The organism is Cetobacterium sp. ZOR0034, from assembly GCF_000799075.1.
Classification (GTDB): domain Bacteria; phylum Fusobacteriota; class Fusobacteriia; order Fusobacteriales; family Fusobacteriaceae; genus Cetobacterium_A.
This window is the reverse complement of the sequence record NZ_JTLI01000015.1, coordinates 1-20602: the sequence shown is the minus strand read 5'-3', so window position 1 is coordinate 20602 and position 20602 is coordinate 1. Positions and strand designations below refer to the sequence as shown.

Genomic DNA, 20602 nt, shown 5'->3' with positions numbered 1-20602 from the left:
TGTTTATTTTTAAAACAATTCAATATACGTTTAACACATTTAATTTATACTTTACATGGAAATGAATTTTGTTTAGTCATATAAAATCTTTTTTTATGAAAAATTGTTATATTTTTCACATTAGACTTTTAGAAACATCCCTAAAATTAGTATTTTATATGTTGTTTATGTCATAAATTTATGTTAAAATTTAAATATCTAAATTTAATTGGGAGGTATTTATAATGAAAAGAGTTATTAACACAGCCAAAGCTCCTGCAGCTATTGGACCTTATTCTCAAGCTATCGAAGTAAACGGAACACTTTATGTTTCTGGACAAATTCCATTTGTTCCTGAAACTATGACAGTTATCTCTGATGACGTTAAAGAGCAAACTAAACAATCTTTAGAAAATGTTAAAGCAATCTTAGAAGAAGCTGGATACTCATTAACTGATGTTGTAAAAGCTGGAGTTTTCATTAAAGATATGAACGATTTTGCTGCTATAAACGAAGTATACTCTGAGTATTTAGGAGATGTTAAACCTGCTAGAGCATGTGTTGAAGTTGCTAGATTACCAAGAGATGTTAAAGTTGAAATAGAAGTAATTGCAGTTAAATAATAAAAAAGATGAGGATTTCCTCATCTTTTTTATTTATTTTGAATATTTATCTTTATAGCAGAGAATTTACATTTATCATAACAAAGTTGACAACCTATACATTTAGATTGATCAATTTTATGCTTCTGCTTCACTTCTCCTTCAATACATTTCATTGGGCAAACTCTAGAGCAAGCTGTACATCCTATACATTTCTCTTCAATTATTTCAGCTTTTTTTATCTCTTTCACTTCACTATTGATTGCTTTTGTTGGACATTTAACTGCACATAATCCACATTCAACACATTTCTCAGGATTAATCTTTGCAACATTATTTTTAATCTCTATTGCATCTACTGGACAAGCTTTTTGACAAAGACCACATGCTATACATGCTGCTGTACATGCTTTTCTCGCTACAACACCCTTATCTCTTGATAAACAATTTACAGTAACTCTTTTGTTCATTGGTAGCATCTCTATCAATCTTTTTGGACAAGTGCTTACACATTTTTTACAAGATACACACTTCTCTTCATCGATATTAACTATTCCTTTTTCAGTAACTGTTATTGCATTAACTGGACAAACTTTAGAACAATCTCCATATCCTAAACATCCAAACTTACATGATTTATCTCCACCTGCATATAGATTTATAGCTTCACAAGTTGTTAATTTACCTTGAAACTCATATGTCTTTGTTGTCTTTGTACAATCACCTTGACATAGTAATTTAGCTACCATTTTAGGGCCTGATAAATCTACCGTTGCTCCCATAACTTTCGCAATCTCTGATGCAACTGCTGGTCCTCCTGGTGAACAAGCTGTCATCTCAGCTCCATTTAATGCTATTGCTTCTGCATATCCAGAACACCCTGGGTATCCACATGCACCACAGTTTATTCCAGGTAATATCCCTTGAATCGCCTCTACTTTTTCATCAACCTTCACTTCAAATTTTTTAGAAGCATAGGCTAAAAATAGTCCCATTGCTAGTCCTGTTCCTCCTAAAGATAAAACAGGAAATAATATTGATTCCATCAACCTACCTCCAAATTATATTTGCATTCCGCTGAATCCCATAAATGCCATTGCCAAAAGTCCTGCTGATATAAATGCAATTGGAACTCCTTTAAATGGACCTGGAATAGCTGCATACTCTATTCTTTCTCTTATTCCCGCTAACAGTACTAAAGCTAATGTAAATCCTATAGCTACAGCTGCTCCGTTTATAACAGATTCTATAAAATTATATCCTTGTTGAATGTTTAAAATAGCTATTCCTAACACAGCACAATTTGTTGTTATTAAAGGTAAAAATACACCCAATGCCTTGTATAAATTTGGTGATGTTTTTTGAATTGCCATCTCAACAAATTGTACTAATGACGCTATTATCAAAATAAAAGCTATTGTTTGTAAATATTCTAAATTTAAAGGAACTAATAGATAGTTATAAATTGTCCAAGTTACACCCGAAGCTAATGACATAACGAATGTTACTGCCATTCCCATTCCGATTGATGCTTCCACTTTCTTAGAAACTCCCATAAATGGACAAATTCCTAAAAATTTAGCAAATATTATATTTTGAATAAAAATTGCTGTTATAATTAAACTAAATATTTTTGCAAAATCCATTTCTTATTTCACCCCGCTTTTTCTAGCTTTAAAATAATTTTGAGTGGCAATTATAAACCCAATTGTTATAAATGCCCCTGGTGCTAATATGAAGATTAAAGCTGGAGTAAATCCTGCTGGTGTCACTGGAATTCCAAATGCAGTTCCATTTCCTAAAATCTCTCTTATAGTTCCTAACACAGTTAATGCTAAAGTAAATCCTAAACCTGCTCCAACTCCATCTAAAAGTGATTTGAATACACTGTTTTTTGAAGCGAAACTTTCCGCTCTTCCAAGCACTATACAGTTTACAACAATAAGTGGTATAAATAAACCAAGCACCTTGTATAAATCTGGAAGATAAGCTTTCATAACCATTTCAACTATTGTAACTAATGAAGCTATAACCATTATGAAAGCAGGTATTCTAACTTTATCCGGTATAAAACTTTTCATCATAGATATTAGCATATTCGAAAATACAATAACCGCCATAGTTGCTAATCCCATTGCCATTCCATTTATTGAAGATGATGTAACTCCTAATGTTGGACACAATCCTAATAATAAAACAAAAACTGGATTTTCTTTTATTATTCCATTTAATAATATCTCTTTATTTGATTTTGCCATTATCTTTTGTTCACCCCACTATTAAAGCTATTTAGAGCTCTTTTAATTCCTGTATAAACAGCATTTGGAGAGATTGTTGCCCCTGCAAATCCATCTGCCGATTTATTGAATTCATATGAAGCATCTTTTCCTATAGCTTTCTTTTGCCATTCTAAATCTAGAATTTTTGATCCTAATCCTGGTGTTTCTTGGCTACCTATTATATTTAATCCTGTAACTCTTCCTCTTCTATCTATTCCTAATACAAAGTCTATATTAGCTGCATATCCAGGTTCCGAAACAGTTACAACATAACCTACAGGTTTTCCATTATCTCCATTTCCTGGAATAAAATCTAAACCATCAACTTTTACTATAGCTTCTTCATCAAAAGATATTGCTTTTGGTAAAACTAAAATTCTAGCTGCATTTACCGCTGCTCTTTCATTTTCTTTTATAACTTTTTGAGTTACTCCGTTTACAAGTGATAAGATTCCAGCAGATATTGAGGCAATCAATGTCAAAACTAGTCCATAGTGAATAAATCTATTTTTCTCCATTATTTTACCTCCCCAAATTTTTTAGGGCTTATATATCTATTTATAAGCGGTACGAACCCATTCATTATTAATATCGAATATGCTACTCCTTCTGGATATCCACCTTTAAATCTAATTAAAGATACTAAAATTCCAATTCCTAAAGCAAATATAGCTTTTCCTTTTGGAGTGTGAGGAGAAGTTACCATATCTGTTGCCATAAAGAACGCTCCTAAAAATAGTCCACCTGAGAATACATGTAAGAATGGATCTGCTCCAGCTATCAAAGCTGCTATAAATACTGTTCCTATCATAATCGTCGGTACTTTCCAGTCAATTTGCTTTTTGTAAATTAAATATAATCCACCTAAAAGTAATGCTAATGCAGAAGTTTCTCCTAAACATCCACCCATTTTCCCTACGAAAGTATTTAAATATAAGTTTCCTTTATCAATTAATGCTACATCTGATCCTAGACCTCTCTTCATTGTATCTAATAGGGTTGCTCCACCCATATCATCGTACATAAATGTTGTTATTGCAACTGGCCAAGACGCTTGAACAAATGCTCTTCCAACTAATGCTGGGTTAAATATGTTGTGTCCTAATCCACCGAACACCATTTTTCCTAATATAATAGAAACTACAGCTCCTACAATTACATATGCCAACGACATATAAGGTGGTATAACAAAAGCATATAAAATTCCTGTTATAATTGCACTTCCATCAAAAATCTGAACATCTTGCTTCATCAATTTCTGACAAATGAATTCTGTTATCATACATGATAAAATAGATACTGCTGTTACTACTATCGCTCTAATTCCAAAAAAATAGCTCGCTGCTAAAAGTGCTGGAAGTAATGCAATTATCACATCATACATTACATCATCTACAGTTTCTTTAGTTCTGATATGAGGCGATGGCCCCATCTTTAAAATTTTTGCCACTTTTTTCCTCCTACTTTTTCATCGATCTAAGTTTAGCTTTTCCAATTTTTATAGCTTCTGTTAATGGCCTATTTGCAGGACAAATATATGCACATGAACCACACTCTATACAGTCCATTAAGTGATATTTTGCTAACTCTTCCCATTGTGAAAATTCAGCTAATCTAGCATACATTATCGGTTCTAAAGACATTGGACAGGCATCTACGCATTTTCCACAACCTATACATGCTTTTGGTTTGCAGTAGTTTGTTTCCTTTTTTGTTAAGGCTAATAACCCTGAAGTTCCCTTTATTACCGGTACCTCAAGTGTCAATTGAGCCATTCCCATCATAGGTCCACCCATAACTATTTTTTCTACTTCACTTTCATCATAACCACATCTCTCTAAAAGAAGAGATATTGGTGTTCCGATAGCTGCTTTTAAATTCTTAGGGTCTTTTACAGCTTTTCCTGTTACTGTTACTACTTTATCTACTAAAGGCAATCCATTCACTATCGCATCATAAATTGCGGCTGCTGTTGTTGTATTATTAACCACTACACCTACTGCTGATGGCAACTTTCCAGATGGAACTTCTTTATTAAGTATTGCTTTTATAAGAGACTTTTCTCCACCTTGTGGATACATAGTTTTTAAAGGCATAACTTCTATATTTGTCCCTTCTGCAGCTTTTCTCATAATATCTATAGCTTCTGATTTGTTATCTTCAATTCCAATAACAGCATTATCTACATTTAAAATGTACTTCATTATTTTTATACCTTCTATTACTTTTGAAGGCTCTTCAATCATAACTCTATTATCTGAGTTTAAGTATGGCTCACATTCTGCTCCATTTAATAATAAATAATCTATCTTTACATCTGCCGGAGGGTTTAGCTTTATATGAGTTGGAAATGCTGCTCCTCCAAGTCCTACTATCCCTTTAGCTCTAATTATTTTCAGAAGTTCATCCTTACTCATTTTTTCCCAGTTTGAATTTTTTTCTAAATCAATCCATTCATCCTGTTCATCATTTTCAATTACAATTGTTTGTACATTCCCCATTAATGGAAATGGGAGATTTTCAATTTTTTTTACTATTCCACTTACACTTGAATGAACTGGCACAGATAAAAAAGCTTCTGAATCCGCAATTTTTTGTCCTTTTAAAACTTTTTCTCCTATTTCCACTGAAGGAACTAAAGGAACCCCTATATGTTGAAGAAGTGGTATGAAAACCATTTTTGGTGCTGCCAATAATTCTATGGCTGCATTTTCAGTTTGGATCTTATTTTCAGGTGGATGTACTCCGCCTTTGAATCCGAAGAATTTCATAAAAATATTCCCTCCTTTGTAGTAAAAAACTATATTCCATTGTTAGAATAACATATTTATTTATATTTAACAACTTTTTTGATCTATTTTTTTGCTTTTTTGTGTTACTTTTTGTTATATTTCTGCATAATTTTATCTATTTGAGTGTCATTTATAACATCGTCCAATAAATTTTTTACTGAATTAAACATTGGATCTACAAGCTCAGATTCCTCTTTTGTGAATCTACCCAATACAAAATTTATATTTTCATCTTTATTTTTTGCTTTTCCAATACCACATTTAACTCTAATAAAATCTTGCCCTAAATGAGATATAATAGATTTTATACCATTATGTCCTCCAGCACTCCCATTTACTTTAACTCTTGTTTTACCTAATGGTAAATCCATATCATCATATACTACCACTAACTCTGTAGCTGGATCTATCTTATAAAATTTCACAACCTGAACTACTGAATTTCCACTTAAATTCATATATGTTTGAGGTTTTAAAAGAATAACTTTTTCTCCATCTATTGTTTTTTCTGTTATTAATCCCTGAAATTTTTCTTTAAATTGATTAAATCCCTTTTTATCTGCAAATTCGTCAAGTATATCAAATCCAACATTGTGTCTTGTTCTTTCATACTCTCTTCCTGGATTTCCAAGTCCTACTATTAGCTTCATTTTTCCTCCTAAATATTTTTATAGCTATAAAGAAAGAGAGAATCTAAGATTCTCTCTTTCAAAGGTTTTATTAGCAATTCCCATCAAATTGGTACTTTGCAAGTCCTCCTAATGAAGTCTCCTTGTACTCATCTTTCAAGTCTTTTCCTGTTTCTCCCATTGTTTTTACAACTTGGTCAAATGTAATGCTGTGCTTTCCATCAGTATACATAGCATATTGAGCTGAATCTAAAGCTCTTACTGCCGCTGCTGCGTTTCTCTCAATACAAGGTATTTGAACATATCCTCCAACTGGATCGCATGTTAATCCTAAGTGGTGCTCTAATGCCATTTCTGCCGCATATTCGATTTGCTCTAATGATCCACCTAATATGAAACAAGCCATTGCTGCTGCCATTGCACAAGCTGATCCAACCTCTGCTTGACATCCACCCTCTGCTCCTGATATAGTAGCATTTTCCTTTATTATGTTACCAATTAATCCTGCGATTGCAAGACCTTTTAGTACCTCTTCATTTGATAAGTTATACTCCTCTTTTAATGCGTACATTAATCCTGGAATTACACCTGCAGCTCCACAAGTAGGGGCAGTAACAACTCTACCTCCTCCTCCGTTTTCTTCAGATACAGCTAGTGTATAAGCGAATATTCTTCCAACAAATCCATTTCTAGACTTGTCGTTTCTTGCTTTTCTGTAGAACGATTGTGCTCTTCTTTGTAATCTAATTGTTCCTGGTAAAACACCATTTTTTGAAAGACCTGATTGTACAGAAGCTTCTAAAGCAGTTCTAATTTGATCTAAGAAATACCAAATTGACTCCCCTTCACTTTCTGTAACAAATTCCCATAACTCTTTTTTATTTTTTTCACACCATAGCATAATTTCTGCCATTGTTCCAAATGAATAAACCTTTGATCCACCCTGTCTTTGTTGTCCTTCTTCCATGATAGTTCCTCCACCAACTGAGAATACTAACCAAGACTTTAATTCGTTTCCTTCTTTATCTAAAGCTATAAACTTCATTCCGTTAGTGTGATACGGATGAACATACTCTGGCATCCATACAATTTCTGTAGATTTAGGCTTTAACGTTTCAATAACTATGTAATCTGTTAAATGCCCTTTTCCTGTTAATGCAAGTGATCCGTATAACTCTACTTTAAAACTTGCTGCATCCGGGTTTTCTGCCTTAAATCTTTTTGCTGCTCTCTCTGGCCCCATTGTGTGAGAGCTTGATGGTCCATTTCCAACCTTAAATAATTCTCTTAGTGAATCCATTTTTCCTCCTGAACTTTTAATTAAAAATTTTACTGTCTAATCTCTCCATTATAGTTTTTAGCTATTAACTTTAAAATCTTATCAACAGTTATATTGATATCGTTTTCCTCAAGGGTTCCATCTTTCTTTCTAAGAACGATGCTAATAGCTACTGATTTTTTATCAGCTTCTATTTTATCTCCTTGGTAAACGTCAAATATAGCAACACTTTCTATTAGATTTGATGACTTTTTAATGTCTTCTAACATCTTCCCTACAAGTACATCTCTATCTAAAACAACTGCAATATCTCTTGTAACTTCTGGATATTTAACAATTCTCTCATATTTAACTTTTTTAGCTCTATAGTTTAATAATGTCGTTAAATCCAACTCTGCAACATATGCTTTCTCTCTCTTGATATCCATATTCTCTGCAATTTCTGGATGAATTTCTCCAAAAGTTCCTATTTTTATTTTTCCTATCTTTATATCTGCACTTCTTCCTGGATGGAAGTTTTTATCTTCTGATCTTTCTAATTGATATCTATTTACACCCATATACTCTAAGAATTTTTCAACAAATCCTTTTAGAGTATAGAAATCCATAGCTTCTGGTTTTGGATCCCATAAAGATTTAGATGTTTTTCCAGCTAAAGCAATAGATGCTCTTAATGTTTCATTTGCTAATCCATCTTCTTTTGGTGTAAATACTCTTGATACTTCAAAGAATCTTAATCCATTTTGATTTCTATTTAAATTATCTCTTATGTTTGCTAATAAGCTATAAACTAAAGTTGGTCTCATAACTGCCATATCATCACTTATTGGATTTGTTATCTCTAAAGTTGGCTCTGTTATCCCTAACATTTTGATAGCATCTCTTGAAATAAAGCTATAATTTATCACTTCTTGTAATCCTAACTTAGCTAAAATCTCTTTTGTCTCGTCTACAACAACTGTCATAGAATCTTTTATACCAGGTCTTATATTTTCTTCTGGCATTTTATTTTCTATGTTATCAAAACCATACATTCTTATAATCTCTTCATATAAGTCTGCTGTTCTTGTTAAGTCCCCTCTATATGACGGAGGAGTAGCTAAAATTGTTGTTGAATTTAAAGTTTTTATATTTATACCTAAATTCGTTAGAATTTTTCCAACAATATCTATTTCTATATCTTTTCCCATGAATTTTCTTAACTTATCCATATTTAAAGGAATTTCTATTTTTTCATATTTTTCAATATATTTATCAATGCTTCCTTCTAAAATCTCTCCACCTGTTAACTGAGAAATCAAGTCAGCTGCTCTCTCTAAAACCTCAAGATTATTTTCAATATCTAATCCTCTTTCAAATCTATAAGATGAATCACTTGATAGTGTTAAATCTTTTGATGTTCTTCTTATATTTTCAGGTGTGAAGTATGCACATTCTAAGAATATTTCTGTCGTTTCTTCACTAACTTTACTTGATTCTCCACCCATTATTCCAGCTATTCCTAAAGGTTTTTCAATATCTGCAATAACAAGCTCGCCCTTATTAAGCTCTCTTTCAATACCATCTAAAGTTACTATTTTTTCTCCTTCAGAAGCTTTTCTAACAATAATTTTTCTGTCTGCAATTTTTGTTAAATCATAAGCATGTAAAGGTTGATTACACTCAAATAGTATATAGTTAGTAGCATCTACAACATTGTTGATTGGCTTTAATCCCATAGATAATAATCTATTTTTTAACCACTCTGGTGATTCTCCAACTTTTATGTTTTTTATAACTTTTCCTGTGAATCTCTTACATCTTTCTTTATCTTCGATTCTTACATCTATATGTCCTGTGTTAATACTTTCAATTATACTTTTTGATTCAAACTCAGGCCACTTTATTTTTCTTCCATAGTAAGCTGCAATCTCTCTAGCTATCCCTATGTATGATAAACAATCTGGTCTATTTGGTGTAATTTCTAATTCAAATATTACATCATTCAATTTTTTGTAAGCTCTATATTCTACACCTAAAGGTGCATCTTCAGGAAGTATAATTATTCCATCTCCATCATTTCCAAGACCTAACTCGACCTCAGAACATAACATCCCTTGAGATTCTATACCTCTTATTTTACTTTTTTTGATTTTAAAATCTCCCGGTAAAACCGCTCCAATAGTTGCTACTACAACTTTATCTCCTAATTTATGGTTAGGTGCTCCACAAACTATTTGAAGTTCCTCTTCAGCACCAACATTAACTTTTAATAAAGTTAACTTTTCAGCTTCAGGATGTCTTCCATACTCTGTTACCTGTCCTATAACAACCTTTGCTAAATCTTTACCTTGCTCATCTATAGCTTCAACCTCTTGACCTATCATTGTCAAAGTGTTTTCTAACTCTTTTATGTCCTCTTTTATATCGACATATTGCTTCAACCAATCCAACGAAATTAACATTATATGCCTCCACCTTTTATTTAAATTGCTTTAGGAATCTTACATCATTTTCAAAGAATGCTCTTAAATCATCAATACCATATCTCAGCATTGTAATTCTTTCTATTCCCATTCCAAATGCAAATCCTGATACTTCTTCTGGGTCATATCCTACAGCTGCTAAAACTGCTGGGTCTACCATACCGCATCCCATAATTTCTAGCCATCCACTGTGTTTACAAAGTCTACAACCTTCACCTTTACAGATTACACATTGTACATCCATTTCAGCACTAGGTTCTGTAAATGGGAAGAAGTGTGGTCTAAATCTAACTTTTGTTTCTCCAAATACTCTTGTAACAAATTGCTCTAGCATAGCTTTTAAGTTAGCAAAAGATACCTCTGGTCCAACCATTAATCCTTCCATTTGGTGGAACATTGGAGTATGAGATATATCATAATCATTTCTATAAACTTTTCCTGGACAAACCATTCTAAATGGAGGTTGATTTTTTTCCATATATCTTGCTTGTACTGGTGATGTATGCGTTCTTAAAACAACATTTTCACTCATATAGAATGTATCTTGTAAATCTCTTGATGGGTGCGTTTCAGGAATATTTAACGCATCGAAGTTATAAGATGTAAACTCTACTTCTGGTCCTTCTGCAACATCAAACCCCATCTCCACAAATATATTTTTTAAGAAATTCATAGTTTCAGTTATTGGATGTAATCCTCCTGTAGAAACCTCTCTTCCTGGAAGCGAAATATCTAAAGTTTCTAACTTTAACTGCTCTCTTTTTACTTCTTTACTAATTTCATTCATTTTTTCTTCGATTAAAGTAGTTATGAAAGTTTTTACTTCGTTAACCATTTGACCAAATGCTGGTCTTTCTTCTGGCGATAAATCTCTCATTGATTTAGAAATTTCTGTGAACTCACCTTTTTTTCCTAAATACTTAACTCTAATCTCATCAATTTCTTGTAGTGTTGCTGCTTTTTGGATGTTTAAACTAGCTTCATCCTTTAAAGCATTCAGCTTATTCTTCATCTGTTTCCTCCTAAAACAAGGCTTTATTATTTTATATCTTTATAATTAAAAGTCAACTCTTTATTTTCAATCAATAACACTCCATATCTATTATCCTTTAAAGCTCCTGGATTAAAATATGCTATCCCATTTTTTATATTTAAATAAGGAATATGAGTGTGACCAAAACAAACAGCATCTACTTTATATTTTTCAGCTATCGCTTCTAATGTAGTCAAATTTTGTTTCACATTGTAAAGATGACCATGTGTTATAAAAATCTTTACACCTTCCACATCTATAATTTCATTATCATTAAATTTTCTATCAAAAATATCACAATTACCTCTAACTATATGAAACTTTATCTCTGGAAATGCAAAAGAACACTCCTCTCCATCCCAACTATGATCTCCGCTCCATATTACTATAGTAGGATTTTCCTGTGTTATTATATCATAAATTTTACCCATGTTGCCATGAGAATCTGTTATTATTAATATTTTCATATATCTTATCCTATAAATATTGACACTTGTGATTTTTCCATAATACTTAACCCTTTTCGGCCTGTTATCTTCTCAAAAAAATAACTGACACTAAGATTTCCCATAACTAATAAATCTAATTCATTAATTTCCTCTAAATATTTCTCTTTGGCTACTTCACCATCAAAATTTTTCCATTCCACCTTTTTTCCTTTTTCTTCTAAATATTTTAATAAAGTATTCTCTTCAATTTTATAAAGAAGAGTTAACATCAAAAAACTATTTATTTCAGGAAAAATATTTATAAATGAAAATACACTTTTATTTATTTTCACACCGTCATCTGTTGAAATTCCAACTTTTTCTAGTGCTTTGATCCCTTTTTCTCCAACCATTATGATTGGTTTAAAATGATTCTTTAAAACTGTTATGGCAGATTCTGACAAAGTTTCTCCTTTTTCAAACATTAATAAATCAGCAGATTTCATATACTCTTTTATTATATCCCAAGGAAAACCAAATTCTAAATTTAAAGGTTCTTTAATCCCTTTTAAACTTAATCTCTCTTGAAGTTTTTTTACTTCTTGTTCTTCTAATGCATCTCTTTCTTGAGTGAAGGAGTTATTACTTAAGTTTACTATCATTCCATCCATAGTTGCTGGAAGTATTTCGTCTCTTCTTACATCTTTGATATATAAAGGTACTATTTTGTATCCAAATCTCTCTTTAAAAAATATCGCACTATCAATTAAAATATTTTTCTTTGATCCTTCACTAAATACAACTAAAACTTTTTTCATAATAACTCCTCCTTTAGTTTAAATTACTCTTGAGTTGCCTCTTCTGTTTCTGATTCTTCCTCTTTGAAACTTGCAATTGATACAACTTTCTCAGATTGTGCTTCATTTACTCTCATAATTTTTACACCTTGAGTTGCTCTTCCGATTATTGATACTTGGTTAACAGGAGTTCTTATTACTACTCCTGATGATGTTATAACCATTAACTCCTCTTCTTCTTTAACAGGTTTTACTGCTACAACATCTCCAGTTTTATCACTACATCTTATATTTATAACACCTTTTCCACTTCTTGATTGTAGAGGATATTCATCAACTCTAGTTCTCTTTCCATATCCATTTTCTGTTATTGTTAATATAGTTTCATTCGCCGCATCATCTATTAACAGCGCCGATATTACTTTATCATCTTTTTTAAGAGATATTCCTTTTACTCCACTCGTATCTCTACCAGTTACTCTTACATCATCTTTCGAGAATCTTATTGAGTGTCCTGCTTTTGTAGCCAAGAATACTTGCTCTTTTGATTCCACTGGCATAATTCCAACGAAGATTATGTCATCTCCATCTCTTAATTTTATGGCTTTTAGTCCAGCAGTGTTAATATTTTTATATTCACTTAAGGTAGTTTTCTTAACCATTCCATCTCTTGTTACGAATACCAACTCTTTATCTTGACTAAATTCTCTTATTTTTATTATCTCTCTAACTTTTTCATCTTCTTTTAGTTTGATTAAATTTCCAATTAATCTTCCTCTAGCTTGCTTTGAAGATTCTGGTATTTGATATACTTTTAAGTGGAACACTCTTCCTTTATCAGTAAATATCATCATAGTATCTAAGTTAGACATTACTTCCATTCTTTCAACAAAGTCATCTTCGATGGTATTTTGAGTAGAAACTCCTTTTCCACCTCTTTTTTGGGCTTTGTATTTATCTAATTCCATTCTCTTTACATAACCTCTATTTGTTACTGTAACTAAAACGCTATCATCCTTTATTAAATCTTCAGGTCTGATTTCCATTCTTTCTTTTTCGATAGTTGTTCTTCTAGCATCATCATATTTATCTTTTATTTCGATTAACTCTTCTTTGATAATCTCATAAACTTTTACCTCATCTGCTAAAATACCACTTAATTCAATTATTAAAGATTTTAATTCTTCATGTTCTTTATCTATCTTTCCTCTTTCAAGACCAGTTAATCTTTGTAATCTCATATCTAATATAGCTTTCGATTGCTCTTCACTGAAACCATATTTATCAATTAAAGAAACTCTAGCTTCGTTTGCATCTAATGATCCTCTAATAATCTCAATAACTCTATCTATATTTTCAAGGGCTATAATAAATCCTTTTAATAAATGAGCTCTTTTTTCAGCTTTTGTTAAATTAAACTTAGTTCTTCTTGTTACTACTTCAAATCTATGTTTTAAATACTCATTTAAAACTTCTCTTAAGTTTAAAACTCTTGGAACGTTATTAACTAAAGCTAGCATAATTATTCCAAATGTTGTTTGAAGTTCTGTGTATTTGTATAATGAATTTAAAACTAATTCAGGCTCTTCTCCTTTTTTTAGTTCAATTACAACTCTAATACCATCTCTATCCGATTCATCTCTTAAATCTGATATTCCTACAACTTTTTTCTCTTTTACTAAGTTTGCTATTTTTTCAATTAAAGAAGATTTATTTAATTGATAAGGAATCTCTTTTATGATAATACTCTGTCTACCAGTTTTAGTTTCCTCTATCTCAACTTTTCCTCTAACTCTAACTCTTCCTCTTCCTGTTGTATATGCATCATATATTCCAGCTTCACCATCTATAATTCCACCCGTAGGAAAATCCGGTCCTTTTATATATTGCATTAATTCAACTGGAGTTATATCTCTATTTTCGATTAATGCTAAAACTCCATCTACAACCTCTCCTAAGTTATGAGGCGGTATATTTGTAGCCATTCCTACTGCAATTCCTGTAGCTCCATTTAGCAGAAGATTTGGTAATTTTGCAGGTAGTACAATCGGCTCATCTAATGAGTCATCGAAGTTTTTTCTAAAGTCAATTGTATCTTTGTCGATATCCTCTAAAATCTCATTACTGATTTTAGACATTCTAGCTTCCGTATATCTCATCGCTGCTGCTGAATCTCCATCGATAGAACCGAAGTTTCCGTGTCCATCAACAAGTTCATATCTATATGCGAAATCTTGAGCCATTCTAACCATAGTATTATATACTGCCGAATCTCCGTGTGGATGATACTTACCTAAAACTTCCCCTACGATTCTTGCTGATTTTTTGTATGGTTTATCGCTTGTCATTCCCATTTCATTCATAGCAAATAAAATTCTTCTATGTACTGGTTTTAATCCATCTCTTACATCTGGTAAGGCTCTACTAACTATTACACTCATAGAGTAATCTAGATAGGATTGTTTCAACTCTTCCTCTATATATCTATTATTCACATTAGACATTATCTTTTCCTCCTAGAACATTCTTTTTATTACTGTTTATATACATTTATATATCCAGATTTTTTACGAACTCTGCGTGTTCTTCAATAAACTCTTTTCTCGGTTCAACTCTATCTCCCATCAATTTGTCAAATAGTATATCTGCTTCTCTTGCATCATCTATCGTAACCTTTAATAGAGTTCTTGTATCTGGATCCATAGTTGTTTCCCAAAGTTGCTCAGGATTCATCTCTCCTAGACCTTTATATCTTTGAAGATTATATCTTTTATCGTCACCCTCAAGACCAGCTACCATCTCTTTAAGCTGTCTATCACTATATGCATATGATACTGTTCTACCTTGAGTTACTTTATATAATGGTGGTTGAGCTATATAAATATTTCCATTATGGATTAACTCTACCATATATCTATAGAAGAACGTTAAAATTAAAGTTCTTATATGAGCTCCATCGACATCGGCATCGGTCATTATTATTATTTTTCCATATCTTAATTTCTCGATATTAAAATTATCTCCAATTCCTGTTCCAAACGCTGTTGCCATAGCTCTGATTTCAGCATTTTCTAAAGCCTTATGTAATCCTGATTTCTCAACGTTTATAATTTTTCCTCTTAGAGGTAAAATTGCTTGGAATCCTCTATCTCTTCCTTGCTTTGCTGATCCACCTGCTGAATCTCCCTCAACTATATAAACTTCACATTCTTCAGAGTTTTTAGACGAACAATCTGCTAATTTTCCAGGTAAAGATCCTATATCAAGTGCTGATTTTCTAAGAACTAACTCTCTAGCTCTTTGTGCTGCCTCTCTAGCTCTCTTTGAATTTAAAATTTTATCAATTATAACTTTTAAATCATTTGGTGCATCTTCTAAATACATCTTTATTTGAGCACCTGCAACAGTTGAAACAATACCAGTTACTTCACTATTACCTAGCTTTGTTTTTGTTTGTCCTTCAAATTGAGGTTGAGGTACTTTTACAGATACTATCGCTGTTAAACCTTCTCTAATATCCGATCCTTGAAGTTTCCCATCCTTATCTTTGATTAGCCCTGTACTTTTTCCTAAATCATTTATCACTCTTGTTAAAGCTGTTCTAAATCCACTTACATGAGTTCCACCCTCATGAGTATTTATATTGTTAACAAATGAGTATATTGTTTCTCTTTGATTTGTATTATAAGTCATTGCAATCTCTACAGAAACATTATCAACTTCTCCACTCATATAGAATGGTGTTTTTATTATTGCTGTACTATCTTTCTCAATCTCTTTTATATAATCTAAAATTCCACCTTCGAACTCTAAATTTACTGTTTTTGGAGTTTCTTTTCTTAAATCAGATAAAACTATATTTAATCCTCTATTTAAATAAGCTAACTCTCTTAATCTTGTTTCTAAAGTTGAGAAACTATAAACTAAAGTTTCAAAAATTTCATAATCAGCTTTAAATCTTACAGTTGTTCCACTATCTTCTGCAACACCAATTTCTGCAACATCTTTTTCTGGTACTCCTCTATTATATTTTTGATAATATACTTTTCCAGCTTTTCTTACAGTTACTTCAGTCCATTCAGAAAGAGCGTTAACTACCGAAACTCCAACTCCATGAAGCCCTCCAGAAACCTTATAGTTATTATTTTCAAACTTTCCTCCAGCATGAAGAACCGTTAATACTATCTCTAATGCTGACTTTCCATACTTTGGATGGATATCTACTGGAATTCCTCTTCCATTATCCGTTACTTCTATTATATTATCTGGTAATATTGAAACTTCAATTTTTGTTGCGAATCCAGCTAACGCCTCATCCACCGAGTTATCCACAATCTCCCAAACTAGATGATGTAGTCCTCTTTCTGAAGTAGTTCCGATATACATACCAGGTCTTTTTCTTACAGCTTCCAATCCTTCCAAAACTGTAATATTTTCTGCTTGATAATTATTCGTTGTCATCTTTATCCTCCAATAGCTTATCTACGACATCCTTTAAGGAGCAAGGCTTACAAATTTCCTCATCTCCTAAAAACATCATTCCGCAAATATCACATTTTTTATATCCCTTCGATACTAATGCCAGCTCTCTTTCTTTTGATTTTCTTTTTAAAACATCTATTTTTTCTTCTAAAGTTAAATCTCTTAGTTCAGAAATAAACTCGACATTTCTATTTGCTTCAATCTCGTTGCTCATATAATCAGAATAATCTAAATTCTGAATTTTTGAAATCTTAAATCTTATATCTTTAACATAATCTTTTTTTAAAATATCCTGAACTTTTCTCAAATATTTATTTTTGTTCATAGACATATGGTGAAGGTACACACTATCTTCAACAAGTACATACAACACTCCATCTTTTATCCAAAGCGGCTCACTTTTATCAGAAAGTTTATCAACAATTTCTCGCCAATGACCTCTTATTATTCCCTCTTTTAACTTTCTACTTTTAATAATAGCTTCTTCTACAGCCTCACTCACATTCATAATGTCCATCTTGAATCTCTCCTTTATCAATCCTAAAGTTTTTAGATTCTATATTTAAATCTGTTGTTGAGCTAATGAAAACTTGTAATTCTCTTTTTTTTAGATAGTTTATAATACTATCTTTTCTTATAGAGTCAAAATAAGATGATATATCATCAATTAGAAAAATAGGTGTTTCTCTTTTTTCTTTTATAACCATATCTATTTCAGATAACTTCAAAGCAAAAATTATTGATTTTTTTTCTCCTTGGGAAGAATATGATTTTGCTTCTTTTGTATTTAAAATAAACTTAAAATCATCTCTTTGTGGTCCAACTAAAGAGTATCCATATTTAATTTCTTGTGATTTAAACGTTCCTATTTTCTCTCTTATTTTTTCCTCTATTTTCGAGAGATTTAATCCCTTAAATTCGCCAATAAAGCTTTCATATTTTAAACTTAACTCTTTTTTATTATCAAAAAGTTTTCGATAATTTAAATTTAATATTATTGATATATTTTTTACATATTCTATTCTTTTCAAAACAATCTTAGCTGCTAATTTTATAAATTCATCCTCGTATATTGAAAAAATTTCATCTTTAACTTTTTTTTCTTTCAAATATTTATTTCGTATTTTCAAGATTTTATTAAAATCTCTCAAATTTTGAAAATATTCATAATTACTTTGAGCTATTTCAGCATCAAAAAATGATCTTCTAAAACTTGGACTTCCTACAATTAATTCAATATCTTCTGGAATAAATGTTACTACATTTACTTTCCCATAAAATTCATCAAAAGATGTTTTTTTTCCATTGTATTTATATTCTTTATTTTTTCTATCAAGCTTCACGCTTAATGTTTTTTCAGAAATTAAATCTCTATAGGAAATATAACTTCCCATCTTATCTCTATTATATTTGATTAATTCAATGTTTTTTGAGGTTCTAAAACTTTTTCCTGTAGCACTAAAATAGATAGCTTCAAGAATACTTGTTTTTCCCTGACCGTTTTTTCCAAAGAAAAGATTAAATCTTGGAGAAAATTGTATGTTTCTATCTTCAAGATTTCTAAAATTTATATAATTCATCTCAAGAATTTCCAATATTAATGTCACCTCAAAATTATAATAAAATTAAGCTACAACAAATACCAATCCTAAAAATTCAACCTTATCTCCTGGATATAGTTTTTTTCCACGTCTTTCTTCCACTTCGCCATTTACTTTTACTTGACCATCTAAAATAAGCTCTTTTGCTTGTCCACCAGTTCCAATTTCACCAGTAAATTTAAGAAACTGATCTAATTTTATAAACTCAGTAGAAATTTTTATTTCTTGCATTTTAACCCTCCTAAAATATTTTTAGTCTATTATATATTTTACCATAAAACTAACTTTATTTCTATAATATTTATGGGCTTTCATAGGGAGATTCCCCCTTATAAAATACACTTTTCTTTTATTTTTCTTTTATTTTTTTATTTATTTCAATATACATACATTAAGTATGTTTTCAATTCTTATTTTTTAAAAAAAATATTGATTTTTTATTATTTTACATTCATAAAATCTTTTTATTTGAACACTTTTAAAAAGTGTACATTTTTATTTTTTGTGTTATTTTCTAAACTTTTAGTATTATTTAAGTTTTTTTTGTTATATTTATAAATTTATAATTATATGTTTTTATGTTTTTATTTTTGTATATATACATTATTTTTTTTTACTAGGCAACTTGTCCTATGTATATTATATATTTTAGAATATAATTAAAAGGATAAAGTAATTTTTGATAGTAATATCAAAATAATAATATAGTTATAGAGGAGCTGGTAATGTGTCTATACTGAGAAGTATATTCGGGATTTTTGCAATTTTATTTTTAGGTTATCTTCTATCTTATGATAGAAAAAATATCAAATGGAGAACTATCGTAGCTGGATTTGCACTTCAATTTGTTTTTGCTTTTATTGTTATGAAAACTTCAGGTGGAGCTTACGTTCTTGAGTCTGTTTCAAATGGATTCAACAAAATAATTGCACAAGCCAACGAGGGAATACAATTCGTTTTTGGTGGCCTTTATGGTCCAGGAAGTAACATCGCTTTCGTTTTCGCTTTTAATGTTTTACCACTTATTATTTTCTTTGGTGCTTTAATTTCTGTTTTATATCACCTTGGAATTATGCAATTAGTTATTAAATATATTGGTGGAGGAATTTCTAAGCTATTAGGAACTAAAGACGCTGAATCTGTATCTGCTGCTGCTAATATTTTCTTAGGTCAAACAGAAGCTCCATTAGTAATTAAACCTTACATCGCAAATTTAAGTAGATCTCAACTTTTCGCTGTATTGACTTGTGGTGTTGCATCTGTATCAGGTTCAACTCTTGCTGCTTATGCGGCCCTTGGAGTTCCTATGAAGTATCTTATTGCAGGATCTTTCATGGCTGCACCAAGTGGATTAGTTTTTGCTAAATTAATTATGCCTGAAACTCAAGCTGATTCGGAAGAAGAAAAAATTGAGTTTACAAAAAGTGATTCTGTCAACGTAATCGAAGCTGCTGCTAAAGGAACAATTGATGGTATGAATATCGCTCTTATAATCGGAGCTATTTTAATATCTTTCATCGCTTTAGTTTCACTAGTTAATATGATTTTAGGTGGCATTGGTGATATTTTTGGAATCAAAATAACTCTACAGATTATTTTAGGTTACATATTCGCACCTATAACTTACGCTATGGGAATTCCATGGAATGAAGCTGTTTACACAGGAAGTTTATTAGGACAAAAAATGGTACTTAATGAATTCGTTGCTTATGTAGATTTCACTCAAAATTTATCAGGTCTTTCTGAAAAGACAATTGCTATTATGAGTTTTGCTCTTCTTGGATTCGCTAACGTAGCGTCTTTAGGACTACAAATAGGTGCTTTAGGTGCTATTGCTCCTAATAGAAGAAGTGAAATTGCTCAAGTTGGTATGAGAGCTGTTTTAGGTGGTTTCTTAGCTTCACTTTTAAACGGAGTTATTGCTGGAGTATTTTTCTAAAATTTATTTTTCTAAAAAAGACAGTTTTTCTGTCTTTTTTTTATTATATATTTTTTATATTCTATAAATTTTACTATTGTTTTTTACCTCTTTATATAATATACTCGTACAAACAAAAATAATTAAACTAGGAGGAAACAATGAAGAAAAAAATCAGAATACCTGATACCTATGTAATCATCTTTTTTGTAGTTATAGTTGCTGCTATACTGACGTATCTCATACCAGTTGGAAGCTTTACTATGGAAAAAATTCAATATGCTACTGAAGCTGGTATGAAAACTAGAACAGTTCCTG

The 20602-nt window shown here is 31.1% G+C and carries 19 protein-coding genes; 2 read left to right on the top strand and 17 right to left on the bottom strand.

The window, feature by feature from the left end; all coding sequences use genetic code 11:
- Positions 1-224 precede the first annotated feature (224 nt).
- Positions 225-602: a RidA family protein gene (locus L992_RS04805; protein WP_047384568.1), complete on the top strand. Its 378-nt coding sequence runs from the start codon at positions 225-227 to the stop codon at positions 600-602.
- A 29-nt stretch (positions 603-631) separates the two neighbouring features.
- On the opposite strand, the gene L992_RS04800 is transcribed toward L992_RS04805, so the two are convergent.
- The 17 genes from L992_RS04800 to yaaA all read right to left on the bottom strand — a co-directional run bounded on the left by L992_RS04800 (position 632) and on the right by yaaA (position 18597).
- The gene (locus L992_RS04800) at positions 632-1627 is read right to left on the bottom strand and encodes an RnfABCDGE type electron transport complex subunit B (RefSeq protein ID WP_047384566.1); all 996 of its coding nucleotides are present in this window, start codon (positions 1625-1627) and stop codon (positions 632-634) included.
- Positions 1628-1642: 15 nt separating this feature from the next.
- Entirely contained in the window at positions 1643-2227 is a 585-nt protein-coding gene (rsxA, locus tag L992_RS04795; RefSeq protein ID WP_047384564.1) for an electron transport complex subunit RsxA, read from the bottom strand.
- Between the two features lie 3 nt (positions 2228-2230).
- Positions 2231-2839 (bottom strand): RnfABCDGE type electron transport complex subunit E, encoded by a 609-nt coding sequence (locus tag L992_RS04790; protein ID WP_047384563.1) that lies wholly within the window; start codon positions 2837-2839, stop codon positions 2231-2233.
- The gene (locus L992_RS04785; RefSeq protein WP_047384562.1) at positions 2839-3378 is read right to left on the bottom strand and encodes an RnfABCDGE type electron transport complex subunit G; all 540 of its coding nucleotides are present in this window, start codon (positions 3376-3378) and stop codon (positions 2839-2841) included. The genes L992_RS04790 and L992_RS04785 overlap by 1 nt, the downstream gene beginning before the upstream one ends.
- On the bottom strand, positions 3378-4310 hold the full coding sequence (locus tag L992_RS04780; protein WP_047384560.1) for an RnfABCDGE type electron transport complex subunit D: 933 nt from the start codon (positions 4308-4310) through the stop codon (positions 3378-3380). Before L992_RS04780 ends, L992_RS04785 begins: the two co-directional genes overlap by 1 nt.
- A gap of 10 nt (positions 4311-4320) precedes the next feature.
- Positions 4321-5631: an electron transport complex subunit RsxC gene (gene rsxC / locus L992_RS04775; protein WP_047384558.1), complete on the bottom strand. Its 1311-nt coding sequence runs from the start codon at positions 5629-5631 to the stop codon at positions 4321-4323.
- A gap of 104 nt (positions 5632-5735) precedes the next feature.
- Positions 5736-6302, bottom strand: coding sequence for an aminoacyl-tRNA hydrolase (pth, locus tag L992_RS04770; RefSeq protein ID WP_047384556.1), 567 nt, complete (start codon positions 6300-6302; stop codon positions 5736-5738).
- A gap of 70 nt (positions 6303-6372) precedes the next feature.
- Complete coding sequence (locus L992_RS04765) at positions 6373-7581, bottom strand: L-serine ammonia-lyase (RefSeq protein ID WP_047394670.1); 1209 nt, start codon at positions 7579-7581, stop codon at positions 6373-6375.
- A 29-nt stretch (positions 7582-7610) separates the two neighbouring features.
- Positions 7611-10004 carry a phenylalanine--tRNA ligase subunit beta gene (gene pheT / locus L992_RS04760; protein WP_047383788.1) on the bottom strand — a complete coding sequence of 798 codons (2394 nt, stop codon included), beginning with the start codon at positions 10002-10004 and terminating at the stop codon, positions 7611-7613.
- 16 nt (positions 10005-10020) lie between these two features.
- Entirely contained in the window at positions 10021-11037 is a 1017-nt protein-coding gene (gene pheS, locus L992_RS04755) for a phenylalanine--tRNA ligase subunit alpha (RefSeq protein WP_047383790.1), read from the bottom strand.
- 26 nt (positions 11038-11063) lie between these two features.
- Positions 11064-11525 (bottom strand): metallophosphoesterase, encoded by a 462-nt coding sequence (locus L992_RS04750; RefSeq protein WP_047394667.1) that lies wholly within the window; start codon positions 11523-11525, stop codon positions 11064-11066.
- Between the two features lie 5 nt (positions 11526-11530).
- Positions 11531-12304: a hypothetical protein gene (locus L992_RS04745; protein ID WP_047383794.1), complete on the bottom strand. Its 774-nt coding sequence runs from the start codon at positions 12302-12304 to the stop codon at positions 11531-11533.
- Between the two features lie 23 nt (positions 12305-12327).
- Positions 12328-14787: a DNA gyrase subunit A gene (gene gyrA, locus L992_RS04740; RefSeq protein ID WP_047394664.1), complete on the bottom strand. Its 2460-nt coding sequence runs from the start codon at positions 14785-14787 to the stop codon at positions 12328-12330.
- Between the two features lie 46 nt (positions 14788-14833).
- Positions 14834-16744 (bottom strand): DNA topoisomerase (ATP-hydrolyzing) subunit B, encoded by a 1911-nt coding sequence (gene gyrB, locus L992_RS04735; RefSeq protein WP_047383797.1) that lies wholly within the window; start codon positions 16742-16744, stop codon positions 14834-14836.
- A complete protein-coding gene (locus L992_RS04730; RefSeq protein ID WP_052191793.1) occupies positions 16731-17282 on the bottom strand; it encodes a DUF721 domain-containing protein in 552 nt (183 codons plus the stop codon). Before L992_RS04730 ends, gyrB begins: the two co-directional genes overlap by 14 nt.
- Entirely contained in the window at positions 17260-18360 is a 1101-nt protein-coding gene (locus L992_RS04725; RefSeq protein ID WP_047394662.1) for a DNA replication/repair protein RecF, read from the bottom strand. Before L992_RS04725 ends, L992_RS04730 begins: the two co-directional genes overlap by 23 nt.
- A gap of 30 nt (positions 18361-18390) precedes the next feature.
- Positions 18391-18597: a S4 domain-containing protein YaaA gene (yaaA, locus tag L992_RS04720; protein WP_023050778.1), complete on the bottom strand. Its 207-nt coding sequence runs from the start codon at positions 18595-18597 to the stop codon at positions 18391-18393.
- Between the two features lie 496 nt (positions 18598-19093).
- Here yaaA and L992_RS04715 point away from each other — a divergent pair, with 496 nt between their 5' ends.
- Positions 19094-20305 (top strand): NupC/NupG family nucleoside CNT transporter, encoded by a 1212-nt coding sequence (locus L992_RS04715; RefSeq protein WP_047383800.1) that lies wholly within the window; start codon positions 19094-19096, stop codon positions 20303-20305.
- The last annotated feature ends 297 nt before the right edge of the window (positions 20306-20602 follow it).

Excerpts from the sequence above, each read along its gene's own strand:
- pth (WP_047384556.1), bottom strand. The coding sequence starts at position 6,302 with ATGAAGCTAATAGTAGGACTTGGAAATCCAGGAAGAGAGTATGAAAGA.
- L992_RS04730 (WP_052191793.1), bottom strand. The coding sequence starts at position 17,282 with ATGGACATTATGAATGTGAGTGAGGCTGTAGAAGAAGCTATTATTAAA.
- L992_RS04800 (WP_047384566.1), bottom strand. The coding sequence starts at position 1,627 with ATGGAATCAATATTATTTCCTGTTTTATCTTTAGGAGGAACAGGACTA.
- gyrA (WP_047394664.1), bottom strand. The coding sequence starts at position 14,787 with ATGTCTAATGTGAATAATAGATATATAGAGGAAGAGTTGAAACAATCC.
- pheT (WP_047383788.1), bottom strand. The coding sequence starts at position 10,004 with ATGTTAATTTCGTTGGATTGGTTGAAGCAATATGTCGATATAAAAGAG.
- L992_RS04785 (WP_047384562.1), bottom strand. The coding sequence starts at position 3,378 with ATGGAGAAAAATAGATTTATTCACTATGGACTAGTTTTGACATTGATT.
- L992_RS04765 (WP_047394670.1), bottom strand. The coding sequence starts at position 7,581 with ATGGATTCACTAAGAGAATTATTTAAGGTTGGAAATGGACCATCAAGC.
- L992_RS04745 (WP_047383794.1), bottom strand. The coding sequence starts at position 12,304 with ATGAAAAAAGTTTTAGTTGTATTTAGTGAAGGATCAAAGAAAAATATT.
- yaaA (WP_023050778.1), bottom strand. The coding sequence starts at position 18,597 with ATGCAAGAAATAAAAATTTCTACTGAGTTTATAAAATTAGATCAGTTT.
- rsxA (WP_047384564.1), bottom strand. The coding sequence starts at position 2,227 with ATGGATTTTGCAAAAATATTTAGTTTAATTATAACAGCAATTTTTATT.
- L992_RS04750 (WP_047394667.1), bottom strand. The coding sequence starts at position 11,525 with ATGAAAATATTAATAATAACAGATTCTCATGGCAACATGGGTAAAATT.
- pheS (WP_047383790.1), bottom strand. The coding sequence starts at position 11,037 with ATGAAGAATAAGCTGAATGCTTTAAAGGATGAAGCTAGTTTAAACATC.
- L992_RS04805 (WP_047384568.1), top strand. The coding sequence starts at position 225 with ATGAAAAGAGTTATTAACACAGCCAAAGCTCCTGCAGCTATTGGACCT.
- L992_RS04790 (WP_047384563.1), bottom strand. The coding sequence starts at position 2,839 with ATGGCAAAATCAAATAAAGAGATATTATTAAATGGAATAATAAAAGAA.
- gyrB (WP_047383797.1), bottom strand. The coding sequence starts at position 16,744 with ATGACAACGAATAATTATCAAGCAGAAAATATTACAGTTTTGGAAGGA.
- rsxC (WP_047384558.1), bottom strand. The coding sequence starts at position 5,631 with ATGAAATTCTTCGGATTCAAAGGCGGAGTACATCCACCTGAAAATAAG.